Annotated in this window: 21 protein-coding genes and 1 tRNA gene; 10 read left to right on the forward strand and 12 right to left on the reverse strand. The window is 57.4% G+C overall.

The features are described from left to right. Positions 1-40 precede the first annotated feature (40 nt). From EXN22_RS11145 to EXN22_RS11180, 8 genes are all read right to left on the reverse strand, one after another. A complete protein-coding gene (locus EXN22_RS11145; protein WP_130264092.1) occupies positions 41-1,009 on the reverse strand; it encodes a glutathione S-transferase family protein in 969 nt (322 codons plus the stop codon). Between the two features lie 101 nt (positions 1,010-1,110). Then, the gene (locus EXN22_RS11150; RefSeq protein ID WP_130264093.1) at positions 1,111-2,103 is read right to left on the reverse strand and encodes a glycosyl transferase family protein; all 993 of its coding nucleotides are present in this window, start codon (positions 2,101-2,103) and stop codon (positions 1,111-1,113) included. Next, the gene (locus tag EXN22_RS11155; RefSeq protein WP_130264094.1) at positions 2,100-2,435 is read right to left on the reverse strand and encodes a TusE/DsrC/DsvC family sulfur relay protein; all 336 of its coding nucleotides are present in this window, start codon (positions 2,433-2,435) and stop codon (positions 2,100-2,102) included. The genes EXN22_RS11150 and EXN22_RS11155 overlap by 4 nt, the downstream gene beginning before the upstream one ends. Next, positions 2,432-2,731, reverse strand: a complete 300-nt coding sequence (gene tusB / locus EXN22_RS11160; protein ID WP_130264095.1) for a sulfurtransferase complex subunit TusB — start codon at positions 2,729-2,731, stop codon at positions 2,432-2,434. Before tusB ends, EXN22_RS11155 begins: the two co-directional genes overlap by 4 nt. Then, positions 2,731-3,090, reverse strand: a complete 360-nt coding sequence (gene tusC / locus EXN22_RS11165) for a sulfurtransferase complex subunit TusC (RefSeq protein WP_130264096.1) — start codon at positions 3,088-3,090, stop codon at positions 2,731-2,733. Before tusC ends, tusB begins: the two co-directional genes overlap by 1 nt. A gap of 1 nt (position 3,091) precedes the next feature. Further along, positions 3,092-3,484 (reverse strand): sulfurtransferase complex subunit TusD, encoded by a 393-nt coding sequence (gene tusD / locus EXN22_RS11170; protein WP_130264097.1) that lies wholly within the window; start codon positions 3,482-3,484, stop codon positions 3,092-3,094. Positions 3,485-3,593: 109 nt separating this feature from the next. After that, entirely contained in the window at positions 3,594-4,973 is a 1,380-nt protein-coding gene (locus EXN22_RS11175) for a nucleobase:cation symporter-2 family protein (protein WP_130264098.1), read from the reverse strand. A 189-nt stretch (positions 4,974-5,162) separates the two neighbouring features. Beyond that, on the reverse strand, positions 5,163-5,834 hold the full coding sequence (locus EXN22_RS11180; RefSeq protein WP_130264099.1) for a Bax inhibitor-1/YccA family protein: 672 nt from the start codon (positions 5,832-5,834) through the stop codon (positions 5,163-5,165). 121 nt (positions 5,835-5,955) lie between these two features. Here EXN22_RS11180 and EXN22_RS11185 point away from each other — a divergent pair. Both EXN22_RS11185 and EXN22_RS11190 read left to right on the forward strand, forming a co-directional pair. Then, positions 5,956-6,043: transfer RNA gene (locus EXN22_RS11185), tRNA-Ser, on the forward strand. Between the two features lie 625 nt (positions 6,044-6,668). Then, positions 6,669-7,496: a pentapeptide repeat-containing protein gene (locus tag EXN22_RS11190; protein ID WP_130264100.1), complete on the forward strand. Its 828-nt coding sequence runs from the start codon at positions 6,669-6,671 to the stop codon at positions 7,494-7,496. A 101-nt stretch (positions 7,497-7,597) separates the two neighbouring features. Here EXN22_RS11190 and EXN22_RS11195 read toward each other — a convergent pair whose 3' ends face one another. Next, the gene (locus tag EXN22_RS11195; protein ID WP_130264101.1) at positions 7,598-7,840 is read right to left on the reverse strand and encodes a class I SAM-dependent methyltransferase; all 243 of its coding nucleotides are present in this window, start codon (positions 7,838-7,840) and stop codon (positions 7,598-7,600) included. 55 nt (positions 7,841-7,895) lie between these two features. Next, on the reverse strand, positions 7,896-8,720 hold the full coding sequence (locus tag EXN22_RS11200) for a PD-(D/E)XK nuclease domain-containing protein (RefSeq protein ID WP_130264102.1): 825 nt from the start codon (positions 8,718-8,720) through the stop codon (positions 7,896-7,898). Positions 8,721-9,123: 403 nt separating this feature from the next. Here EXN22_RS11200 and EXN22_RS11205 point away from each other — a divergent pair, with 403 nt between their 5' ends. The 6 genes from EXN22_RS11205 (at position 9,124) to EXN22_RS11230 (ending at position 14,686) form a co-directional block, all read left to right on the forward strand. After that, positions 9,124-9,540: a hypothetical protein gene (locus EXN22_RS11205; protein WP_130264103.1), complete on the forward strand. Its 417-nt coding sequence runs from the start codon at positions 9,124-9,126 to the stop codon at positions 9,538-9,540. A 596-nt stretch (positions 9,541-10,136) separates the two neighbouring features. Next, complete coding sequence (locus tag EXN22_RS11210; protein ID WP_130264104.1) at positions 10,137-10,583, forward strand: HIT family protein; 447 nt, start codon at positions 10,137-10,139, stop codon at positions 10,581-10,583. Positions 10,584-10,772: 189 nt separating this feature from the next. After that, positions 10,773-11,549, forward strand: a complete 777-nt coding sequence (locus tag EXN22_RS11215) for a hypothetical protein (RefSeq protein ID WP_233281700.1) — start codon at positions 10,773-10,775, stop codon at positions 11,547-11,549. Positions 11,550-11,587: 38 nt separating this feature from the next. Further along, positions 11,588-11,986 (forward strand): nuclear transport factor 2 family protein, encoded by a 399-nt coding sequence (locus EXN22_RS11220; RefSeq protein WP_130264105.1) that lies wholly within the window; start codon positions 11,588-11,590, stop codon positions 11,984-11,986. A 69-nt stretch (positions 11,987-12,055) separates the two neighbouring features. Continuing rightward, positions 12,056-12,718: an iron-containing redox enzyme family protein gene (locus tag EXN22_RS11225; RefSeq protein WP_130264106.1), complete on the forward strand. Its 663-nt coding sequence runs from the start codon at positions 12,056-12,058 to the stop codon at positions 12,716-12,718. Between the two features lie 135 nt (positions 12,719-12,853). Beyond that, positions 12,854-14,686, forward strand: a complete 1,833-nt coding sequence (locus EXN22_RS11230) for a long-chain-acyl-CoA synthetase (RefSeq protein WP_130264107.1) — start codon at positions 12,854-12,856, stop codon at positions 14,684-14,686. Positions 14,687-14,856: 170 nt separating this feature from the next. On the opposite strand, the gene EXN22_RS11235 is transcribed toward EXN22_RS11230, so the two are convergent. Both EXN22_RS11235 and EXN22_RS11245 read right to left on the reverse strand, forming a co-directional pair. After that, on the reverse strand, positions 14,857-16,302 hold the full coding sequence (locus tag EXN22_RS11235) for a DUF2252 domain-containing protein (RefSeq protein ID WP_233281701.1): 1,446 nt from the start codon (positions 16,300-16,302) through the stop codon (positions 14,857-14,859). A gap of 1,146 nt (positions 16,303-17,448) precedes the next feature. Beyond that, on the reverse strand, positions 17,449-17,940 hold the full coding sequence (locus EXN22_RS11245; protein ID WP_130264108.1) for a hypothetical protein: 492 nt from the start codon (positions 17,938-17,940) through the stop codon (positions 17,449-17,451). Positions 17,941-18,039: 99 nt separating this feature from the next. Between EXN22_RS11245 and EXN22_RS11250 the strand changes: the two genes are divergently transcribed. Beyond that, a complete protein-coding gene (locus EXN22_RS11250; RefSeq protein WP_130264109.1) occupies positions 18,040-18,237 on the forward strand; it encodes a hypothetical protein in 198 nt (65 codons plus the stop codon). A gap of 48 nt (positions 18,238-18,285) precedes the next feature. Beyond that, complete coding sequence (locus EXN22_RS11255; protein WP_130264110.1) at positions 18,286-18,597, forward strand: hypothetical protein; 312 nt, start codon at positions 18,286-18,288, stop codon at positions 18,595-18,597. The last annotated feature ends 272 nt before the right edge of the window (positions 18,598-18,869 follow it).

Consider the following 18,869-nt stretch of genomic DNA (forward strand, 5'->3'; position numbering starts at 1 on the left):
AATTCTGTGGGAGCGGGCTTGCCCCGCGATGGCCCCAACCCTATTCCCCGGCCTTGCGCCATATCCCCCGCCCCGCCAACCGCTCCCGATCATGCCCCAGCGCAAAATCCTGCAACGGCCCCTTGGGCACTATCCCGTTCGGGTTAATGGTCTTGTGGCTCATGTAGTAATGCTTCTGGATATGCTCGAAGTTCACCGTTTCGGCGATCCCCGGCCACTGGTACAACTCTCGTAGCCAGCTGGACAGGTGCGGATAATCGGCAATGCGCCGCAGGTTGCACTTGAAGTGCCCGTGGTACACCGCATCAAAGCGAATCAGCGTGGTGAACAGGCGCCAGTCGGCTTCGGTCAGGTACTCGCCGGCCAGGTAGCGCTGGGTACCCAGCAACCGCTCCAGGTGATCCAGCTCGGCAAATACCTCATCAAATGCTTGCTCGTAGGCTGCCTGCGAGGTGGCAAAGCCTGCCCGGTAGACGCCATTGTTGATTGCCGGATAAATCCGCTCGTTCAGTGCGTCGATCTGCTTGCGCAAGGGGCCGGGGTACAGGTCCAGACGATTGCCGGTCAGGCCGTCAAACGCGGAGTTGAAGATGCGAATGATCTCTGCCGACTCGTTGTTGACGATGCGTTGTTCCTGTTTATCCCACAGCACTGGCACCGTGACCCGGCCGCTGTAGTGCGGATCGTCGCGGGTGTAGCGCTGGTGCAGGAAGTGCAGGTGGTCGAGCTTGTCGCCGCTTGAGCCGTTGCCCGGGTCGAAGGTCCAGCCATGCTCGCCCATCAGCCAGCTGACCACCGACACGTCGATGAGCTGCTCGAGGCCCTTGAGCGTGCGAAAGATCAGGGTGCGGTGGGCCCAGGGGCAGGCCAACGATACATACAGGTGGTAGCGTCCGGGTTCGGCGGCGGGCAGGGCGTTGCGCCGTTGTGCGCTTTCGCGCTGGAAGGCGCCGTCTTTGCTGCTTGCATACCACTGGTCGTGCCAGCGTCCGTCGATCAACAGGCCCATGCTGCGCTCCTTGGCGATTCATTCTGATATAGAACCCAGTGTACGGAGCTGGGTTCGAACGAATAGCGCAAAGTCCGGGCCTGTTTGATCGGCTTGTTCGATCAGTTGCGCAGGTCCCAGTAGCGCTGGGCCTGGGCGAAGGCTTCTTCACGGGCATGACCCAGGCCACGCAAGGCCAGGGCCATGGTCGCCACCACGGCCAGTTCGCCATAGCTGTTGTGCTCATCACCGCGCCATACTGCCAGCAGTTGCTCGGGCTCAAGGCGCGCCGGTTTGACGTGACGCTGGGCGGCCAGGGCAGGCCATTCTTCATCCCAATCGACGCCACCCGCAGTGCCATACAGGTGGCTGCTGGTGTCCGGGTTGATCTCGATCTCGCCGCCATCGCCCTTGACCACAATCGCCGTGTCGCCGAGCAGGCGGCTGGCCTCGCGGTGCACGGCCTGGTAGCCGGGGTGGAAGATGCTCTGCAGGCCGCAGCGTGCGTTCAACGGGTTGAGCACCCGGGCCAGGGAATGAATCGGCGAGCGCAGGCCCAGGGTGTTGCGCAGGTCGATCATGCGTTGCAGGCGCGGTGCCCAGTCCTGCAACGGGGCAAAGGCCAGCTTGTGGCTGTCCAGGGCCTCTGCGACGGCGTTCCAGTCCCGGCACAGGGGAATGTCGAGCATCTCCAGCACTTGCTCGCTGTACAGCCGTCCGGCGGTGTGCGCGCCGCCGCCGTGCAGCAGGATACGCACGCCATTGGCTGCCAGGCACTTGGCGGCCAGCAGGTACCAGGGCAGATGGCGCTTCTTGCCGGCGTAGCTCGGCCAGTCCAGGTCCACCGCGATCGGCGGCGCTTGCAGGCGCTGGCGCAGGGCTTCGGTGAAACCGGCCAGTTCTTCGGGGCTTTCCTCCTTGTGCCGCAGCAGCATCAGGAAGGCGCCCAGCTGGGTCTCTTCGACCTTGCCATCGAGCAGCATGCCCATGGCCTCACGGGCTTCCTCCCGGCTCAGGCCGCGGGCGCCGCGCTTGCCCTTGCCAAGAATGCGCACGAACTGGGCAAACGGGTGTTCGGCCGGGGTTTCGGTGATCAGCGGGCGGTGGTCGGTCATATGCAGTTGGTCGGCTTCGGCAGGCCCGCAAGTTTCGCGGCAAGTTTGGCAGGGGTGCCCTTGAACAGGCGGTTCAGGTGCAGGCTGTTGCCTTTGTCCGCGCCCAGTTTGAGCGCGGTGTACTTGATCAGCGGGCGGGTGGCCGGCGACAGCTCGAACTCCTGGTAGAAGGCGCGCAACAACGTCAGCACTTCCCAGTGTTCGGCCGTAAGCTCCAGGTCTTCATGGGCGGCGAGGGCGCTGGCGACCTCCTCGGACCAATCACCCAGTTCGACCAGGTAGCCGTCTTTGTCCAGGGCGATGCTGCGCTCGCCGACAGTCAGGGTGCTCATAGCCAGCTGTTGACCTTGTCGTAGCGCAGTGACAGCTCAACGAACGCCGGGTAGTCGATGGCCTGGCCCAGGCCGCTGATGGCAATGGCGCGGGCTTGCAGGTCTTCGTCCAGGGCATACAGGCGCCCGTCCAGCTGGCTGGCCTGCAGGCTGCGCAGCGGCTCGCTGCCCGGCTGCAGGGCGTACACCGCATCACCACACAGCAGCAGGCCGTCCGCCTGGCCCAGCAGGCGCAGGCAACTGCTCAGGCGGTTGTCACCGAACGGCGAGTGGGAAATCACATGCAAGGTGCTCATCAGAGGGTTACCACCTGGTCGAAACGGTCGATCAACGCCGACAGCGCGGCGTCATCCAGCACCTGAACCGGCAGGCTCAGGGTGTCGGCGGCAAGCCCGCGCTCGTGCAGGCTGCTGCTGGCGGCGAACAGCTCCTCGACACCAAACATCGGCAGTGCCTGCAGGTTGGCGGCAAGGTTCTTCTGCTGCACCTGCGCCGGTTGCTGGCTTGGGGCGAGCTGGAACACGCCGTCATCGAGAAACAGCATGGCCAGTGGCAAATCGAAGGCACCGCCGGCCAGGGCGATGTCCAGCGCCTCGCGGGCGGACGGCCCGGCCCAGGGTGCCTGGCGGCTGATAATCAACAAAGACTTGGCCATCTCAATCGCCTCCAAAGCACATCAGCCGGTCGGCAACTTGCGCCGCTTCATGCAACTGGCCAAGCCCGGACAGCTCCCAGGGCGCCGGAAGGTTGACCGCCGGGCGCTGATAGCGCTGGGCTTCCTCGGCATTGAGCACACCGCGGCGCAGGGCAGCGGCGATGCACACCACCGCGTCGAGCTGCTGCGCACCGACGAAGGCGCGCCACTCGGTGGGCAGGTCCAGCTCATCCTGGGGCGCCACGACATTGCCCGAGGCGCTGTGCACACCGTCCTGATAGAAAAACAGCCGGACAATCTCATGCCCGCCGGCCAGTGCTGCCTGGGCAAAGCGCAAGGCGCGGCGCGAGGAGGGCGCATGGGCCGGAGAGAAAACCGCAATGGCGAACTTCATGGAAGGCTCTTTCAGCAAATCTGCCGGCATGATAAAGCAAAAAGCCCGCTCCTTGTGGAAGCGGCGGTGCGACGCCCCGACTTGACCCGCGATCGGGGCAACCTCAATCTCAAGCCTGTTCTTTAGGCTCCGGCAAGAACCAGTTCAGCACCAGGGCACAAATCCCCCCAGTCGCCACCCCCGACTCCAGCACATTACGCAACGCCGACGGCATGTGTGCGAGGAACTCCGGCACCTGCGCCACCCCCAGGCCCAAGGCCAACGACACGGCAATGATCAGCAGTGCACGGCGGTCCAGGCTGATGCTGGCCAGGATATTGATCCCCGAAGCCGCCACCGCACCGAACATCACCATCGCCGCGCCACCGAGCACCGGCTCCGGCACCGCCTGGATCACCCCGGCCACGCTTGGGAACAGGCCCAGGATCACCAGCATCGCGGCAATCCACACACCGATATGGCGGCTGGCAATCCCGGTCAGCTGAATCACGCCATTGTTCTGGGCGAAAATCGAGCTGGGGAAGGTATTGAACACCCCGGCCAGCAGCGAGTTGGCACCGTTGACCAGCACGCCGCCCTTGATCCGCTGCATCCACAGCGGGCCTTCCACCGGCTGGCGCGAGACCTTACTGGTGGCGGTGACATCACCAATGGCTTCGAGCGAAGTCACCAGGTAGATCACCAGCATCGGAATGAACAGCGCCCAGGAGAAACCCAGGCCGAAATGCAGCGGTACCGGCACCTGGAACAGCGCCGCTTCATGCATGCCGGTGAAGTTCAGGCGGCCCAGGTAGCCGGCCAGGGCATAGCCCACGGCCAGGGCGATGACGATTGCGCAACTGCGCATCCACACCACTGGAATACGATTGAGGATTACGATGATCGCCAGCACCACGCCCGACAGCAGCAGGTTCTCGCCATTGGCGAAGGTGCCGTTGCCCATCGCCGCAAAGCCGCCGCCCATGCTGATCAGGCCGACCTTGATCAGGGTCAGGCCGATCATCAGCACGACGATACCGGTCACCAGCGGAGTGATCAGGCGCTTGACGAACGGCAGGATGCGCGAAATGCCCATCTCCACGAACGAACCGGCAATCACCACACCGAAAATCGCCGCCATCACGCCCTCAACGGGCGTGCCTTGCTTGACCATCAGCGCGCCACCGGCAATCAACGGCCCGACAAAGTTGAAGCTGGTGCCCTGGACAATCAACAGCCCGGCGCCAAAAGGCCCGAAACGGCGGCACTGGACGAAGGTAGCGATCCCGGAGATCACCAGCGACATCGACACGATCAGGTTGGTATCACGGGCCGACACCCCCAGCGCCTGGCAAATCAGCAGGCCAGGGGTCACGATCGGCACAATGATCGCCAGCAGATGCTGCAATGCCGCCAGCATGGCAATCAACGGCCGCGGGCGGTCTTCAAGGCCAAGGACCAGTTCATTGGCCTGCGCGGGTGCGCCAGGTCCTTGCTCGATTGAACTCATGGGAGTGCTGCCCCGGAAGAAAAAAGGAGCGCATTCTACGGGCCCACACCCGATTCCGGTAGTGCTATCAACCACTGTAGGAGCGGGCTTGCCCCGCGATGAAGCAAACAGGCAAGCAAGTCCCGGACAGCGGGCACAAAAAAGCCCGCCGAAGCGGGCTTTCTCTCAACACATCACACCAGCAAGCGATCAGTCATCGCGGCTCATCAGGCCGAACAGCTGCAGCAGGCTGACGAACAGGTTGTAGATCGACACATACAGGCTGATGGTCGCCATGATGTAGTTGCGCTCGCCACCGTGAATGATCGCGCTGGTCTGGAACAGGATGCACACCGACGAGAACAGCACGAAACCGGCGCTGATCGCCAGCTGCAGGCCGCTGATCTGGAAGAACAGGCTCGCCAGTACCGCACCCATCAGCACGAAGAAACCGGCGGTGATGAAGCCACCGAGGAAGCTCATGTCCTTGCGGGTGATCAGCACATAGGCCGACAAACCACCGAACACCAGAGCAGTCATGGCAAACGCCGAGCTGACCACTTCAGCGCCACCGGCCATGCCCAGGTAACGGTTGAGGATCGGGCCGAGCAAGAAGCCCATGAAGCCGGTGAGGGCGAAGGTGGACACCAGGCCCCAGACCGAATCACGCAGCTTGTTGGTGAGGAAGAACAGGCCGTAGAAGCCGATCAGCACCACGAAAATGTTCGGGTAGCCAACGCGCATCTGCTGCGCCACATAGGCCATGATGCCGCTGAAAGCGAGGGTGATAGCCAGCAACCCGTATGTGTTACGCAGGACGCGGCTGACCTCCTGCTGCTCGACCTGCTGGCCGTGATTGACGGCGTAATCCTGTTCGCGCATGGCGACACTCCTGTGGGTTTGTAACGTTCAGATGCAAAGATCATAACAGAGCCGCGCAAAGCAGCCACATAGAGAGTTTGACAGCTTGTTTCATTTCGGTATTATGGCGCCCGCAATACGAGGAAGCGTGGCCGAGTGGTTTAAGGCAACGGTCTTGAAAACCGTCGATGGGCAACTATCCTAGAGTTCGAATCTCTACGCTTCCGCCAATTCCAAAGCCCTGATTAGTCAGGGCTTTTTGCGTTTTTGGGCTCTCGGTTTTTTTCGCGTTTGAGGCCTGATTGCTTCCGCATCCTTTTCATCGTTTCCGCAAAGGAGCTTGAGGCCTTCGAGGCGTCAGCCAAAAAAGCAAACGCCGTATTGAAAGTTGAAGAGATGACAATCAGAGACGTGGCTAGTCGCCCTTCGCCTTTGGTGCATCGTTTGCATTTCCTGTCTCCTTTTCCCGCCGAGCTTTGATAGCGGTTTCCAGAGCACTGACGTGCCGCTTGGTAATCTGACCAGGGAGCGAGAAGGAGAGCATCATTGCCAGGCATGCGAGGAAAAGCAGGAGGCCTTCAAGGCCGGCTTGTACGGGATTGGCCCAACCTAGCTCGCTTTGACGTGCTTTGTGGCAAACACAATACGAGAAGGGTGAGAAGGGGTTGACCTCAGGCAAGATGAAGATGGGCTTGACGATCATCTGGATTTTTTCGAATATATCCCGGTGCCATTGACGGTGGCCTTCAGCCCTAGCTAGGAAAAGCCTCTGCACCGTCGTTTCACCTTCTCATGTTGCCACCTTGAATGGTCAGCTGATACTAGGGCTTAGCGTTGACCGTGAGAGGCTAGGCCATGAAATTTCCTGAAACTCCTTCGCTTTCTGCTTTCAAGTCAGACGCCCGCGTTCTGCTCCAAGACCTGCAAAATGGTTGTCCGTCAGCATTTAACAGAGCTATTCGTGCTCAGCTGATTAGCGCAGGCCCGGCTACTCGCGCCATTTGTTTGCGTATTATTGCCAAAGAATATGGCATGAAATATCACAAGATCAACGCAGATGATCGAATGATCTCTCGATACGCAGATCATTGCTTCTCTCAAGGTTTTTGGAAGCAACCCTACGTTGGTGAATTTCGACGGGCACGATTTTTGTTGCAGTTCGACGCGTTGGTTGAATGCTTGCGTGACCAGGTGCCTCTTGCTGTCGCTGCGAATAAACGCGGTGTGGATTTTGCCGGCTTCCACTTCAGCTCGTTGCTCTTCGCTCGAATCAGTAGTGTTCTGAAGCGAAAAAAAGTCCCTGACTATAGCTATCTGCAGGCGCCGGGAAGTCTGATTCACTACGACTGGTTTTACGATGTAAAAAAGGCTAACCATGCAAACTTTAGTAACGCTAAGTTTTACACTGTTACGGTAGATCCGGTCGTTCAGCCAGGTGCTTATGGCTGGGGCACTGATTTTAGTTATGCGGATTTGAGGGGTGTTGACCTTCGTGGGGCTTACCTCCGCAGTGCTTACTTCCGAGGGACCAAGATGGATGGAGCTGATTTTCGCAACGCCAATATCAATGATTGCGTGTTTACTGGTGCATCCGGGGCCTTTGTAAGTGGCGAAATTCTTCACCATAACTGGGATGTTGGTCCTCGAGGCGTCGAGCTATGGCTACCAGATGACGAAGAGTAAACGCAGGATTTAGTGGTCATATCCCTTAGCGCCCGGACAACATCCGGGCGTTCTTCATTAGGGGGGGCGAGGCAGTGGAAATTGGCAGGTGTTCAGGTCGATCAGGCCTTGGGCATTGAGCCTACCATCGACGCAAACGGCTGAGCTGCGCAGAGTACGATGGCAGCCTCTGGTTTCGCGATCCTCAAGTACTGCTCCCACAACGGGGCAAATGGAATGATTACGTCCCAGGCGCAATGGGTGGTGCCGTAGGGCAGGTCAGCCAGCACCAGGTCAACGCTGGCGCTGGGGATCGACTTCATTACCTCCAGGCAGTCGCCGTGGTGAAGGCTGACCTCATTCATCGCGGGCAGCCGCTATCGATAGCCTGCCGGCGAGGCTTTCTTGAGCGCGTTGAGGCTATTTGACAGGTTTGATTCGACCGCCTGCGCCATTTACGACGATAGGTTTCCAAGTCTTGTCGGCATTTACCAGCTCGAACTCCTTCTCAACTTCATCCTGGGTGTAGAAGGGCTGGGTCATATAAAACACGCCGTAGAATGTGTCCCAATCAGGATGGTTGTAGCCTTTCATATCGGCATACACGCCATCCAGGCTCGCTTTCATTTCGGCCTTGGAGTCTATGAATTTGAATTCCACCATGGTGCGTAGAGAAGGGATGCCGATATCGCCTTTGGTGTGCTTGATAATTTTCGGTACGCCCACCTCTCTCATCGCATCGGTGAACGAGTACCTGCAGATCTCAAGAACAGCATTCCGCACCTCTGATTCATTCTTGGGGCGGAGATCGCGATCGGAGATGATGACAGCGGTTTTTAGAAGGATGTTGCGCAGTACTTCGTGGGTAGTAATCGCCTTGGCATTGCTCATGGCCCGTAGCGGCGCGAAGCACGCGTAGGCTTGGGCTAAGGCTTCGGAATGGATTTCACCGTCAAACGGTCGACCTGTCTTTTCGAGGTACGTCCGGTTTTTGCGTGAGTCCGCAACTTCGCGCTCAATAGAGGGCGCACCTAGCCGCTCGGCCAGCACCCCAATCCCCCGAAAGGAAGCTTCAAGGTGGTATCGAAGAATTTGTTGCGCCATGTCATGGCGATTATCTTCGGGGTCTTCGAGTTGATGTACATCGAGGTGCTGTTCCAGATTATCGAGTTTGTACAGTGCGTCACTCGCCGAATCTAACTCTATCTGGATGGCCTCGACCAACAGCCATTCTTCTCTTCCCATGGTTACTTCCTTATCTTCTGAGCGCTTGGGCTGCCTATAGAGCGGCTCGGGCTTTGGATGGGCCCATTCCTTATTCAATGGCGCAGCAAGAACAGAATGTACCGTCGCAGATATCAATTGGCCATCCTCCGAAAGTTAAATCTTGCTGGAAAATGACAAGGGATATCCGACTGGGGTTTGTCTGGAGTTTTTGATCATTCAAATGCGCAGGTTTTGGAAGGTGAGGAAAGGGATGGGATTTCACTCGTCAGGGCCGAGTGTTGGATGAGGCCGCGCGCATCACCGAGAGGTGTCGGGTCTGGTAAGCAACTGGCTTCCCACCCACACTGGATGGGCGGCCAGGTCCGCGCTACAGTGCCGGGAAGGGCAGGTAACGCCTAAATCACGAGCAAGGAGGTTGCTGATGTTTGCGAAGCTGTTGGTGACGGTTGGAATCGTCTTTTATGCGGTTGTCGTACCGATTTTAGAAGTCAACGAGACTCATGTCTTCAACCAGGCGTGGGAGCCACACGCACGGCTTCATGAGGTCTGGCAGCTGTTTACCAACACCGCGCTTGGAGCATTTAGTACCTGGCTTGTCTGGGGCAAGAATAATCTCCGGCTTGCGAGCCTTCTCACCATTTTTGTAACCGGCGGATTCTTGATGGCTTACTGGTTTCGGGATGGCTACGGCGGGTCGATGGTTCTTTCTGACGGCTCTGAGAAGATGATCCTGGGCGTGAATTTGGGGCTATTTGCTTACGCCCTTGCCATTGTATTGGCAGGTGTTGCCATAGCGATTGACCAGCGAAAACGGATCGTGTCCCAGGAAGTGCTGTAACTGAACCAGCCGAAGGCGCCCTATGGGCGAAAGAGGATGGTCATCGTGGTTCTTGGCTAACGTTGAGTTTGCGAAGACCTAACACTCACCAAGAACACCACGATGACCAAGCCCACTATCGCATTGACCGAGCTGGTGTTCCCCCGGTGCTGTCCGATGTGTAACTGAAGCCGGCGGCCGCACGATCGAAAATGCCCGGCACAGGCCGCAATGCTGTTCACTCAAGCGCAGCAACCTTGCGACCCACCGGAAACCGGGCCTTTGATCGCATCACCATCCTCGGCCTTGAGGGCCTTGAGGGCCTTGGACGGTAATCTATAAATATCCCTCCTACAGCCCAACAACACCGCCCACACAGCCTGACAAAGCACAGATACAAAAATTAACATTAGTAAAACTCATTCAAATCAATCTATTAGCTACTTTCTAGAGTTAAGATACAAAAAATTTCAAAACTCCCGTGTACAGATGTGAAATGCCAAGGGTAACTTCACCCTCAAGCTATGCGGTCAACTGCTAATGGAATGCAGGCTGTAGCAAACCGGATCTTCATGCCTCCACCGGGTTTGCACCTACTACAATAAAGGGAGCTAATCGTGAACTGCATTTTCTGTTCAATCGCCAAGAAAGAATCACCGGCTGCCGTTGTCTACGAAGACGAGCAGTGCCTGGCCTTTCTCTCTATCCAGCCGATTACTCCTGGCCATGTCCTGGTCATTCCCAAGGCCCACGCAAGCGGCCTGGGTGATATCCCTCCTCAAACCTGTGGCCACATGATGCGTGTGGGTCAACGGGTGGCAGCCGCCCTGCGTGAAAGCGGCTTGAGCCTCAATGAACACCCCTGTGAAGGTATCAACCTGCTGCTGTGCGATGGCGCGGTGGCCGGGCAGACCGTGGGCCACGCTCACCTGCATGTACTGGCCCGCTTTGTCGGTGACGGTTTCAACCTGGGTCATGCGGACCTTCCACTGGCTACGCCCCAAGTGCTGGGCGAGCGCGCAGAGCAGATCCGTCGCGCCTTGAGCTCGCTGCCACCGGTTTAACTGCAAGTCGCTTTGGTTTAAAGGCACGCCCGCGATAAGAGGGGTGCGTGCCTTGCTGTGCGCAGTCAGCTAATCATCAACTTGTAGGCATCTACGCAAGGAGGCGAAGCTATGTCTTGTACTGTGGGAACTTAGGTTGTGCGCTGGGCTGAGTTGAATACTACAAATCACAATAAGAAGGGAATTCTCATGCCGTCACTCGCAAGTAATAAGGCTGCCTTGCCTTCGGCAAATATGCAGTTGGTCAAGGATGATTCAGCCGGTTCGGCAATCTACAGTTTCTATGATTCAGTACTTCAAGACTTGTGCCAGTCTGACAAGGTCAAGGTCAGACAGGTGGTGACGCCCGCGCAGTTTCTCGAACTGTCTCGTGCCCGCAGCCGGTTGTACGGGCAGCGAAAGGTCTACTACAAGACGTTGTTTGGTAACGCGGTCGACGACACCGTATGCCTGGATGACTACGACCCGCGTTCCTACGTGTTTGCCTTTTATTATGATGGTGAAATTATCGGCACTCAGCGTATTACGCCTTTCCCTCACGAGTCGGGCGAATTCATCAGCCATGAACAGCTGGTACGGTTCTCCGGGCCCAACTACGAGAATGAGTGCGTCGAGCTCTCGCGACTTATCGTCGACAAGCATTCCCCGGTCAAGAACGTGGTCAACGGATTGGCGATGACCGGCGCCTCGCTGGTCGCCCTGGAAGGCGGCTTCAAAACCTTCATCACCTACGTTAAACCACGGCTTGCACCGAAGTTCGACAGCTTCGTCTTTGATCAGGATGGAATCTTCTTCCAGATCAAAGCTCGCGGTGATCACTACTACGCCCTGTACAAAGGCGATCTGATGCCGTCGGTCACGCCCTTCTTCGGCCTGCAAAGCTGCCCTGCAGACTTGAAGAACATTGATGACTTGATTCGCTACACCTTGGCCGCCCGTGCTGCGAGGCAGTCACTGGCGGGATGAGCATCCAAAAACAACGACAACATTGAGGTTGATCCAAGATGGAAGCCAGGAACAAAGAAGTGGTCATCGAGTTTTACGAACGCATGTTTGTTCAGCGGGAACTGGCGGTCGCCGATACGTTGATTGCCAAAGATTATGTGCAGCACAACAACGTATTTATTCCACCGCGCCGCGAAGGCTTCAAGACCTACTTTACGCAGTTCTTCAAAACATTCCCCGAGTCGGGTGCCAGTATTGAACGGGTCTGCGCCGAAGGCGATTATGTCTTCCTGTATGCCAAGCACTGGGCCAAACACAGGTTCTTTACCGTGAATTACAAGGTGATCGATATCTACCGTGTGGAAAACGGTGTGCTGATGGAGCACTGGGACACTATCGAAGGCCTGGGGTTCTTCTCCAAGTTCATCTATATCATTAAGTCTGTACTGCGCCTGTAAGTCCGTGTTTGCCTGAAATTATAAAAAGTGTCATGAATGATTTATCAATCCGCCAAGGAAGAGAGTGAAATGACTGAAGTGACCGCGTTTCGCAAAGAGCTGAAAGCCGTCTGTGATGCCGAATGGGAAAAGATCAAGGCCGGCCGCTTTTTCCAGATGATGAAACGCCCCGAGTTGCAGCGTGATCTCTACATCAAGTCGATTGTCCAGGTGTATCACTACACCAAAAACAACTCGATCAACCAGGCGGTGGCGTGCTGGAACCAGGACCATAAAAAGGTCGGCCTGCTGCGTTTTGCGATGAAGCATGCGCTGGAAGAACTGGGTCATGAAAACATGGCGTACAACGACCTGATCGCCATTGGCGTCGACAAGTCCGAGTTCGATAAGCCGATGTTGCCGGCCACAGAGGCGTTCTACGGCTACCTGGATTTCGTCTCTGTGTGCCGCGGCATCATTCCACGGCTGGGCTACAGCTTCTGGGCCGAGGACTGCTACGAGCACCTCGAGCCATTGATGGATGTCTGCAAGAACCATCTCAAGCTGACCGACCAACAACTTACCTTCTTTGTCGCCCACGCGATCATCGACGAGAAACACTCCGAGCAAGTCAACGCAGCCATCGACCGCTGGGTCGTGACCGACGAAGAAAAAGAGGCGGTCAAGCAAGTCGCACGCACCACGGTTTACTTGATGGGCAAGATCCTCGAGTCGGTCGCCGACGAGTTCTGAGGCTTGGCAACAGGCGTCCTCGCGCACCCCGCTGCGCGAGGACTTTTTACATGGCGTGCACATCAATAAAACGATCGGCCGGTCAGGCGCTTGTCCAACCGCCTGGCCGCCACGGTCAATTCACTAGGAGGTGACATGAGTAGCAATAGCGACATGATTACCTGGGGCATGATGCTGCGCAAAATCCCCTTGATCGCCCGGGCCATTCCTCGGCTCGTCAGGGGAATCAAAGCTTCCAAGCTCAAGGTCGATCAGCCCTGCGGCCTGGGGTTGGCCTTCGAACAGGCGGTTGCGCGCAACCCTCAAGGGCCGGCGTTGCTCTACAAGGACACTCGTTTCAGTTATGAACAGGTCAACCAGTGGGCCAACCGCTTCGCCCATTACCTGCTTGCCCGTGGCCTGAAAAAAGGCGATGTGGTCGGCATATTCATTGAAAATCGCCCGGAATTGCTGGTCAGCGTGCTGGCGGTCAGCAAGATCGGCGGTATCTGCGCCATGCTCAACACCTCGCAGACCAACAACGTCCTGATCCACAGCTTGAGCCTGGTCAATCCCTCGGCGATTATCGTCGGCGAAGAGTTGGTGCCATCCTTTGACGCGGTGCGTAACGAAGTTGCCATCGATGAGCTGAGCACGTTCTTCCTGGCCGACACCGACACCACTCTCGATGCGGGCGTCGCCCCGGAGGGTTACATCAACCTGAGCCGCGCCAGCGAAGCGCACCCCGTTGTCAATCCGGCGACCACCCAGCAGGTCTACCTGGACGACGCCTGCTTCTACATTTACACCTCCGGCACCACCGGTTTGCCCAAGGCCGGGGTGTTCAAGCACGGGCGCTGGATGAAAGTCTACGGTAGCTTCGGCATGATCGCCCTGGATATGCGCCCCGATGACATCGTCTATTGCACCTTGCCGCTCTATCACGGCACCGGGCTGTGCGTGAGCTGGGGCTCGGCATTGGCCGGCGCCTCGGGGTTCGCCATCCGCCGCAAATTCAGCGCCAGTCAGTTCTGGAATGACACGCGCAAATTCAAGGCCACCACCATTTGCTACGTCGGTGAATTGTGTCGCTACCTGATCGACCAGCCGCCCGCCGGCAACGATGGTGACAACCCGGTGGTGAAAATGATTGGTAACGGCCTGCGCCCGGGCGTATGGAACGACTTCAAGAGTCGCTTCAACATCGAACGGGTCTGCGAGTTTTATGCCGCCAGTGACGGCAACATCGGCTTTACCAACATCCTCAACTTCGAAAACACCATTGGCTTTGCCATCAATGCCTGGTCGCTGGTGGAGTACGAACACGACACCGGTGAGCCGCGGCGCACCGCGAACGGCTTCATGCAGAAAGTCGGCAAGGGTGGCCAAGGTTTGTTGCTGGCCAAGATCGACGACGACTCCCCATTCGACGGTTACACCGATCCGGAGAAGAGCAAAAAGGTGGTGCTGTACGACGTTTTCGAAAAGGGCGATCGTTACTTCAACAGCGGCGACCTGATTCGCGATATCGGCTTTGGCCACGCCCAATTCGTCGACCGCCTAGGGGATACCTTCCGCTGGAAAGGCGAGAACGTCTCCACCACCGAAGTCGAAAACATCATGGTGCAACATCCCCACATCGCCGAAGCCGTGGCCTACGGTGTGGAAATCAAGAACACCAACGGTCGCGCCGGGATGGCGGCCATCACCCCATCGGCTCCGCTGGAACAACTGGATTTTTGCGACCTGCTGCGCTTCGTCAAACGCCAGATGCCCCACTACGCGGTGCCGATGTTCCTGCGCATCAGGACCTGCATGGAAACCACCGGCACGTTCAAATACCAGAAAACCAAACTAAGGACCGAAGCCTTCGACCCCAGCCAAACCGGCGAGGACCCGGTCTACGCTTGGCTACCGGGCACCGAAACCTACGTGCGCGTGACTGAGCAGGTGCTGCAGGACATTCATGGCGGCAAGTTCCGCTACTGAGGGGCAACTGCGCGAGCGTCAAACCACAACGCCGAAGAATGCGTAATGCTGCTTACTCAAGGGGAGCAGCCTTACGCTTGCGCATGATTTCGATCATTTTCGCAACGAAGGTGTTTGCACCGCGTGTCACCTCCTTGCATGCGCTTTGCTTGAGTTTCGATAACTCCCATTCACTCCTCTTCTGTAAGCACTTTCACTTGACCTGAGTTCACCGCCTTGAGCAGTTGCTCATGGTCGTGTTCGGTCTGGTCGGCATAGCGCAGGGCAAAATCGCCCAGTGCTTCGTCGAAGGCGTCGCCCTTTCCCAGGTAGCCTGCGATCGTTGCCGCGTCGCCCGACTTGGCGTGAGCGCGTGCGAGGGTCAGGCCGCAAAAATCCGCATAGCGCTCCAACTGCACGGCATTGATATGTTCAAGTGGTACCGACATTTTCATGTCGCGCAACTGCCTCACGAAAAAGTCATATCCGGCCCGGCCCCGCGTCCAACCCAGGAAGATGTCGCTGGACGATTGCATCAGGCGCTGTCCCATCACCACCCGTTGGCCTTGATTCTTGAATTGACTCTTGCCTGCGTAAGGTTCGAGGACGGAACGACAGGACTCCTTGAACTGTAAAATCAGTGGGTGGTTTTCCTCGGAAAATAGCAAAGCAATGTAGCACCGCGTGCCGACGCTACCGATACCGACGACTTTTAGTGCAGCATCCACCAGGCGATAGCGATCGAGTAACACGCGGCGTTCGTCGGAAAGACTCTGGCGATAGTCAATCAGGCCCTGTTGGGCACGCTCTATGAAGTCTGGGTCGCTGACGTGCTGAATGACTGGCGGTTGATCCACAATACGCGGGTGCCCTCCAACCACGCCGGCGATCTTCGGGAAGACACTTTCCATCACCCGCTCGCGGGCACGGTCGAACAACTGCTGACGAAACTTACGCGCCTTCACGTCGGGTGCTGCATCCAGCAATGTCTGTGCGTCTAGGCGCGAGTACCAGACTTCCAGAGGATTCATCTTCGAATAACGGCGCAGATTTTCGCGGTATGCCCGTACGCAGGCAACGGCAACCTCGCGTGCACGGGCATCGGAAGCGCCACCGTCGCGTGCGGCAACGGCGAAGCTCACGGTTAGGCGCTTGATGTCCCACTCCCAGGGCGCCGGTAGGGTTTCATCGAAATCGTTGAGGTCGAACACCAGGTTGCGCTCGGGTGTTGCGAACAGGCCAAAATTGAGCAAGTGGCAGTCGCCGCAGGCCTGCACCTGCACGCGGATATTCGGTCCGCTAGCCAAGTCATGCGCCATCAGCGCGGCCGACCCGCGCAGGAAGGTGAAAGGGCTACGAAGCATCCGCCCGTAGCGGATGGGTACTAGATCTTGAAGGCGGTCACGGTTGGATTTCTCCAGTATGGAGATGACATCGCGCTGCCGAGGGGATTTCCACTTGGCGTGCTCCTCGCGAGGGATCTGCCCACGCAGTCGCTTACCGTTGGCGACACGTTCCTCGCGGGAACGAAACGCCGAAGTCGATGCGGTGTTGTCTGCTTCCTCGCGGGAAAAACCTTTCTGAGATGCCATGATGCTGTCGTCACCTGTGGCGTGGGTAGAGGTCATCAGGAGCATTGCCCCTGGCCAAACCTTCAAACACAAGCCTGCTTCCTACTGCTTCGCGGACCTGTCGCACTCGGCCTGTTCCATCGCCATACAACACCTCGTTCAATTCGCTGGGCGGCAAGTGAACATGCAACTGCCGGCGGCGCTGCTGGGTGATCTTCTGGAGGCGTCTCATGGGCGGCATACCTCGATTGGCGTCTTCTTCGTAGAGCCAGAGGGCATGACCACTAGTAGACGCCTGTTTCCACCCTGTATGCCTCAAAGCTGACCAGTGGACGTGGTCAGGGCCGCTGCGTATGGGCTGGATCAAAATCGATGACGATGGTCAGAGTTGTAGGGCGGACAATCCATTGGCAGGTGAGAAAATTTTCCTCGAATGTTTAGTCTAGGAGTGGGGCAATGTAATATTGCCACTACAGAAATCATAGGAGTGAGCGAGCCTGGCTTCATGCGACCTGCACAGTGGCACCTATAACCATGGTTATTGGGAACTCCCCAGTAACCATCAACCAGACCTATGTGAGTCAATGCACAAACCAGGTAGGGGATTCGAATTCCCCTAGCGAAAACAGAACAACATCACCGACTACAAAACCAGGAGTTTTGATGATGAATAAAGGCCTCCGAGAATTCAAATCGATTGCTCGAAATGCAATTGCAAGCTTTGTGATGCTGGGAACGCTACTGGATGGTGGTGTACATTCCGCTCAGTCCTATGATTTTTGATTTAATCATTCAACTGCTTCGTTAGTTTCTGGCAAGGCAGCGCCTCCGGCACCTCAAAGAACCCCAATCGGCCCTTCAAGGGAATGAACTCACAAGGGCGGGGGGCGTGCAGCACGAATCCCTTTTCCCCCATGTACCACGGCGATGCGCTGGCATCGACGCTATCCACCAGCTCAACCGAACCAACAATACCACCGCGCGCCAGTGCCTCGAAGGGGGGGGGACGGCTACCCCTCGTTCAGCAGCGTACTGCGCCACTCTGGCGTAGTCGGTGCGCTTCATGCCCTGTGAGGCATGCACGCAGAACCGCCCGCGTAATGTCGTGTGCCAGCTGCGGTTCTCTATGTCTTTGCCGGCGTGGATGATCAGCCAGGCCCAGGGTTGGCGAATTGAAAGTGCCTTCATGGCGAATACCTGTTGTTCGATGGATTACGCGCAAGTGGCCAGGCACAAGAGCGCTTGGTAGGTGGCATAGGTGCCGAAGGCAAAGATCAGTATTGAAGTCAGGCCTAAGACGATGCAGCTCAATTGCAAGGTGGTGCCGACTGTGTTGTGCCACGTTACATTGCTGTCAAATGCGATCTGCGCAAGGCAAGTCAGGCAAGCGCTGATTCCGATGGCCAATGCCCCTGTCACAAAGGCCGTCAGGGCATATGCGAAGTCCGGGATTGCGCCGCTGTTGTTGTCTGAAAGCTTGCCAATGAACGCCAGCAGGGCGATTGCTGCACCACCGTTCAGTAGCAGCATGGTCTTGATTGCGTTCTGTCCTGATTGGCTGATTGAGTTGCTGTTTTGCGAGGTGGCTTCGACAAGCGCGTCAATATGATTCACAAGACTGTCGCAGTGAAGGGTCTCCTGACCCTGTGATTTAACCTCGTTGATCGAGGCTTTCAGTGTTCGCGCGAATGCCTTTGCTTCCATTACTCATGCTCGCTAGATTGACGACCTGACTCACTGTGCTGCTTCGTGCACACAGGGCGGTGAGCCTAGCATCTGGCTATTCAAAGGGGGAGAGTGGTAATGGCGTTGCGCAAGAAGCTGGAAGCATTTCGAGAGCGGTTTACTCCGCGCCAACGACGCATCGTCGGTGGTGCACTGTTGGCACTCTGGGCCATCGGATTATGGGTGCATCCCGGTCAATACCTGCTGGCACTGTTGATCCCAGGGGTCATCATTTTCTTCAGCGCCTCAGCAATAGAGCTTGAGCGAAAATCTTGAGACACCGTTGGGCTAGGCTTCGCTAACGGCTGGAAAAAGGAGAGCAACATGCCCGTTCTGAGAAACGCATGGTTTGTGCTGGCAGTGACTGTCGGCACGATCCCGATGGCGAGCGCGGATACAGTGAAGTTTGAAGGTGTTGCCGCAATCGCAGCAGGTGCGATAAACCCACCCAATCCAGTGGAAGGTTGTAATCGTGCCAAGCGGGATGCTGAGCAGAAGGCCGTCAAGGCGGGAACCAAGGGTTTGGAATCCTGGGACCGGCTCAGCGTCGACAGTGACTGTTCGTTGTCCACGGAAGGGGCTACTGGCGTGGGTTACTTTTACATTTTCAAAGCCAGTGGAAACTTCACAAAGTAATGGCGGGTTTTGGCTGCCAAGGTGCAGTCCCAACCTTACCCTTGGTCAGGATGCCCATCGGGCTGATGATCTGGCGCTAGGTTGCACTGCCTGAAAACGCGCAATTGACTGTTGCACAAAACGCAGCCGACAAGCTGGCAATGTTCTTCTAAGGTGTATCCATCAGCAGCGCTGAAAGGATTCACACATGGAGATGTGCGTGCACTCAAGCGTGCGCGGCACGCGTGAGAGGGCGGCGTCCGCAGGCCGGATTGGCCTGCGGGCGACAGCCC

The organism is Pseudomonas tructae, from assembly GCF_004214895.1.
Classification (GTDB): domain Bacteria; phylum Pseudomonadota; class Gammaproteobacteria; order Pseudomonadales; family Pseudomonadaceae; genus Aquipseudomonas; species Aquipseudomonas tructae.

Coding starts and splice junctions, on each gene's coding strand:
- tusC (WP_130264096.1), bottom strand. CDS start 3,090: ATGGCCAAGTCTTTGTTGATTATCAGCCGCCAGGCACCCTGGGCCGGG.
- EXN22_RS11230 (WP_130264107.1), top strand. CDS start 12,854: ATGAGTAGCAATAGCGACATGATTACCTGGGGCATGATGCTGCGCAAA.
- EXN22_RS11220 (WP_130264105.1), top strand. CDS start 11,588: ATGGAAGCCAGGAACAAAGAAGTGGTCATCGAGTTTTACGAACGCATG.
- EXN22_RS11155 (WP_130264094.1), bottom strand. CDS start 2,435: ATGAGCACCCTGACTGTCGGCGAGCGCAGCATCGCCCTGGACAAAGAC.
- EXN22_RS11180 (WP_130264099.1), bottom strand. CDS start 5,834: ATGCGCGAACAGGATTACGCCGTCAATCACGGCCAGCAGGTCGAGCAG.
- EXN22_RS11255 (WP_130264110.1), top strand. CDS start 18,286: ATGCCCGTTCTGAGAAACGCATGGTTTGTGCTGGCAGTGACTGTCGGC.
- tusB (WP_130264095.1), bottom strand. CDS start 2,731: ATGAGCACCTTGCATGTGATTTCCCACTCGCCGTTCGGTGACAACCGC.
- EXN22_RS11225 (WP_130264106.1), top strand. CDS start 12,056: ATGACTGAAGTGACCGCGTTTCGCAAAGAGCTGAAAGCCGTCTGTGAT.
- EXN22_RS11195 (WP_130264101.1), bottom strand. CDS start 7,840: ATGAATGAGGTCAGCCTTCACCACGGCGACTGCCTGGAGGTAATGAAG.
- EXN22_RS11205 (WP_130264103.1), top strand. CDS start 9,124: ATGTTTGCGAAGCTGTTGGTGACGGTTGGAATCGTCTTTTATGCGGTT.
- EXN22_RS11145 (WP_130264092.1), bottom strand. CDS start 1,009: ATGGGCCTGTTGATCGACGGACGCTGGCACGACCAGTGGTATGCAAGC.
- EXN22_RS11250 (WP_130264109.1), top strand. CDS start 18,040: ATGGCGTTGCGCAAGAAGCTGGAAGCATTTCGAGAGCGGTTTACTCCG.
- EXN22_RS11175 (WP_130264098.1), bottom strand. CDS start 4,973: ATGAGTTCAATCGAGCAAGGACCTGGCGCACCCGCGCAGGCCAATGAA.
- tusD (WP_130264097.1), bottom strand. CDS start 3,484: ATGAAGTTCGCCATTGCGGTTTTCTCTCCGGCCCATGCGCCCTCCTCG.
- EXN22_RS11245 (WP_130264108.1), bottom strand. CDS start 17,940: ATGGAAGCAAAGGCATTCGCGCGAACACTGAAAGCCTCGATCAACGAG.
- EXN22_RS11215 (WP_233281700.1), top strand. CDS start 10,773: ATGCCGTCACTCGCAAGTAATAAGGCTGCCTTGCCTTCGGCAAATATG.
- EXN22_RS11190 (WP_130264100.1), top strand. CDS start 6,669: ATGAAATTTCCTGAAACTCCTTCGCTTTCTGCTTTCAAGTCAGACGCC.
- EXN22_RS11150 (WP_130264093.1), bottom strand. CDS start 2,103: ATGACCGACCACCGCCCGCTGATCACCGAAACCCCGGCCGAACACCCG.
- EXN22_RS11200 (WP_130264102.1), bottom strand. CDS start 8,720: ATGGGAAGAGAAGAATGGCTGTTGGTCGAGGCCATCCAGATAGAGTTA.
- EXN22_RS11235 (WP_233281701.1), bottom strand. CDS start 16,302: ATGCTCCTGATGACCTCTACCCACGCCACAGGTGACGACAGCATCATG.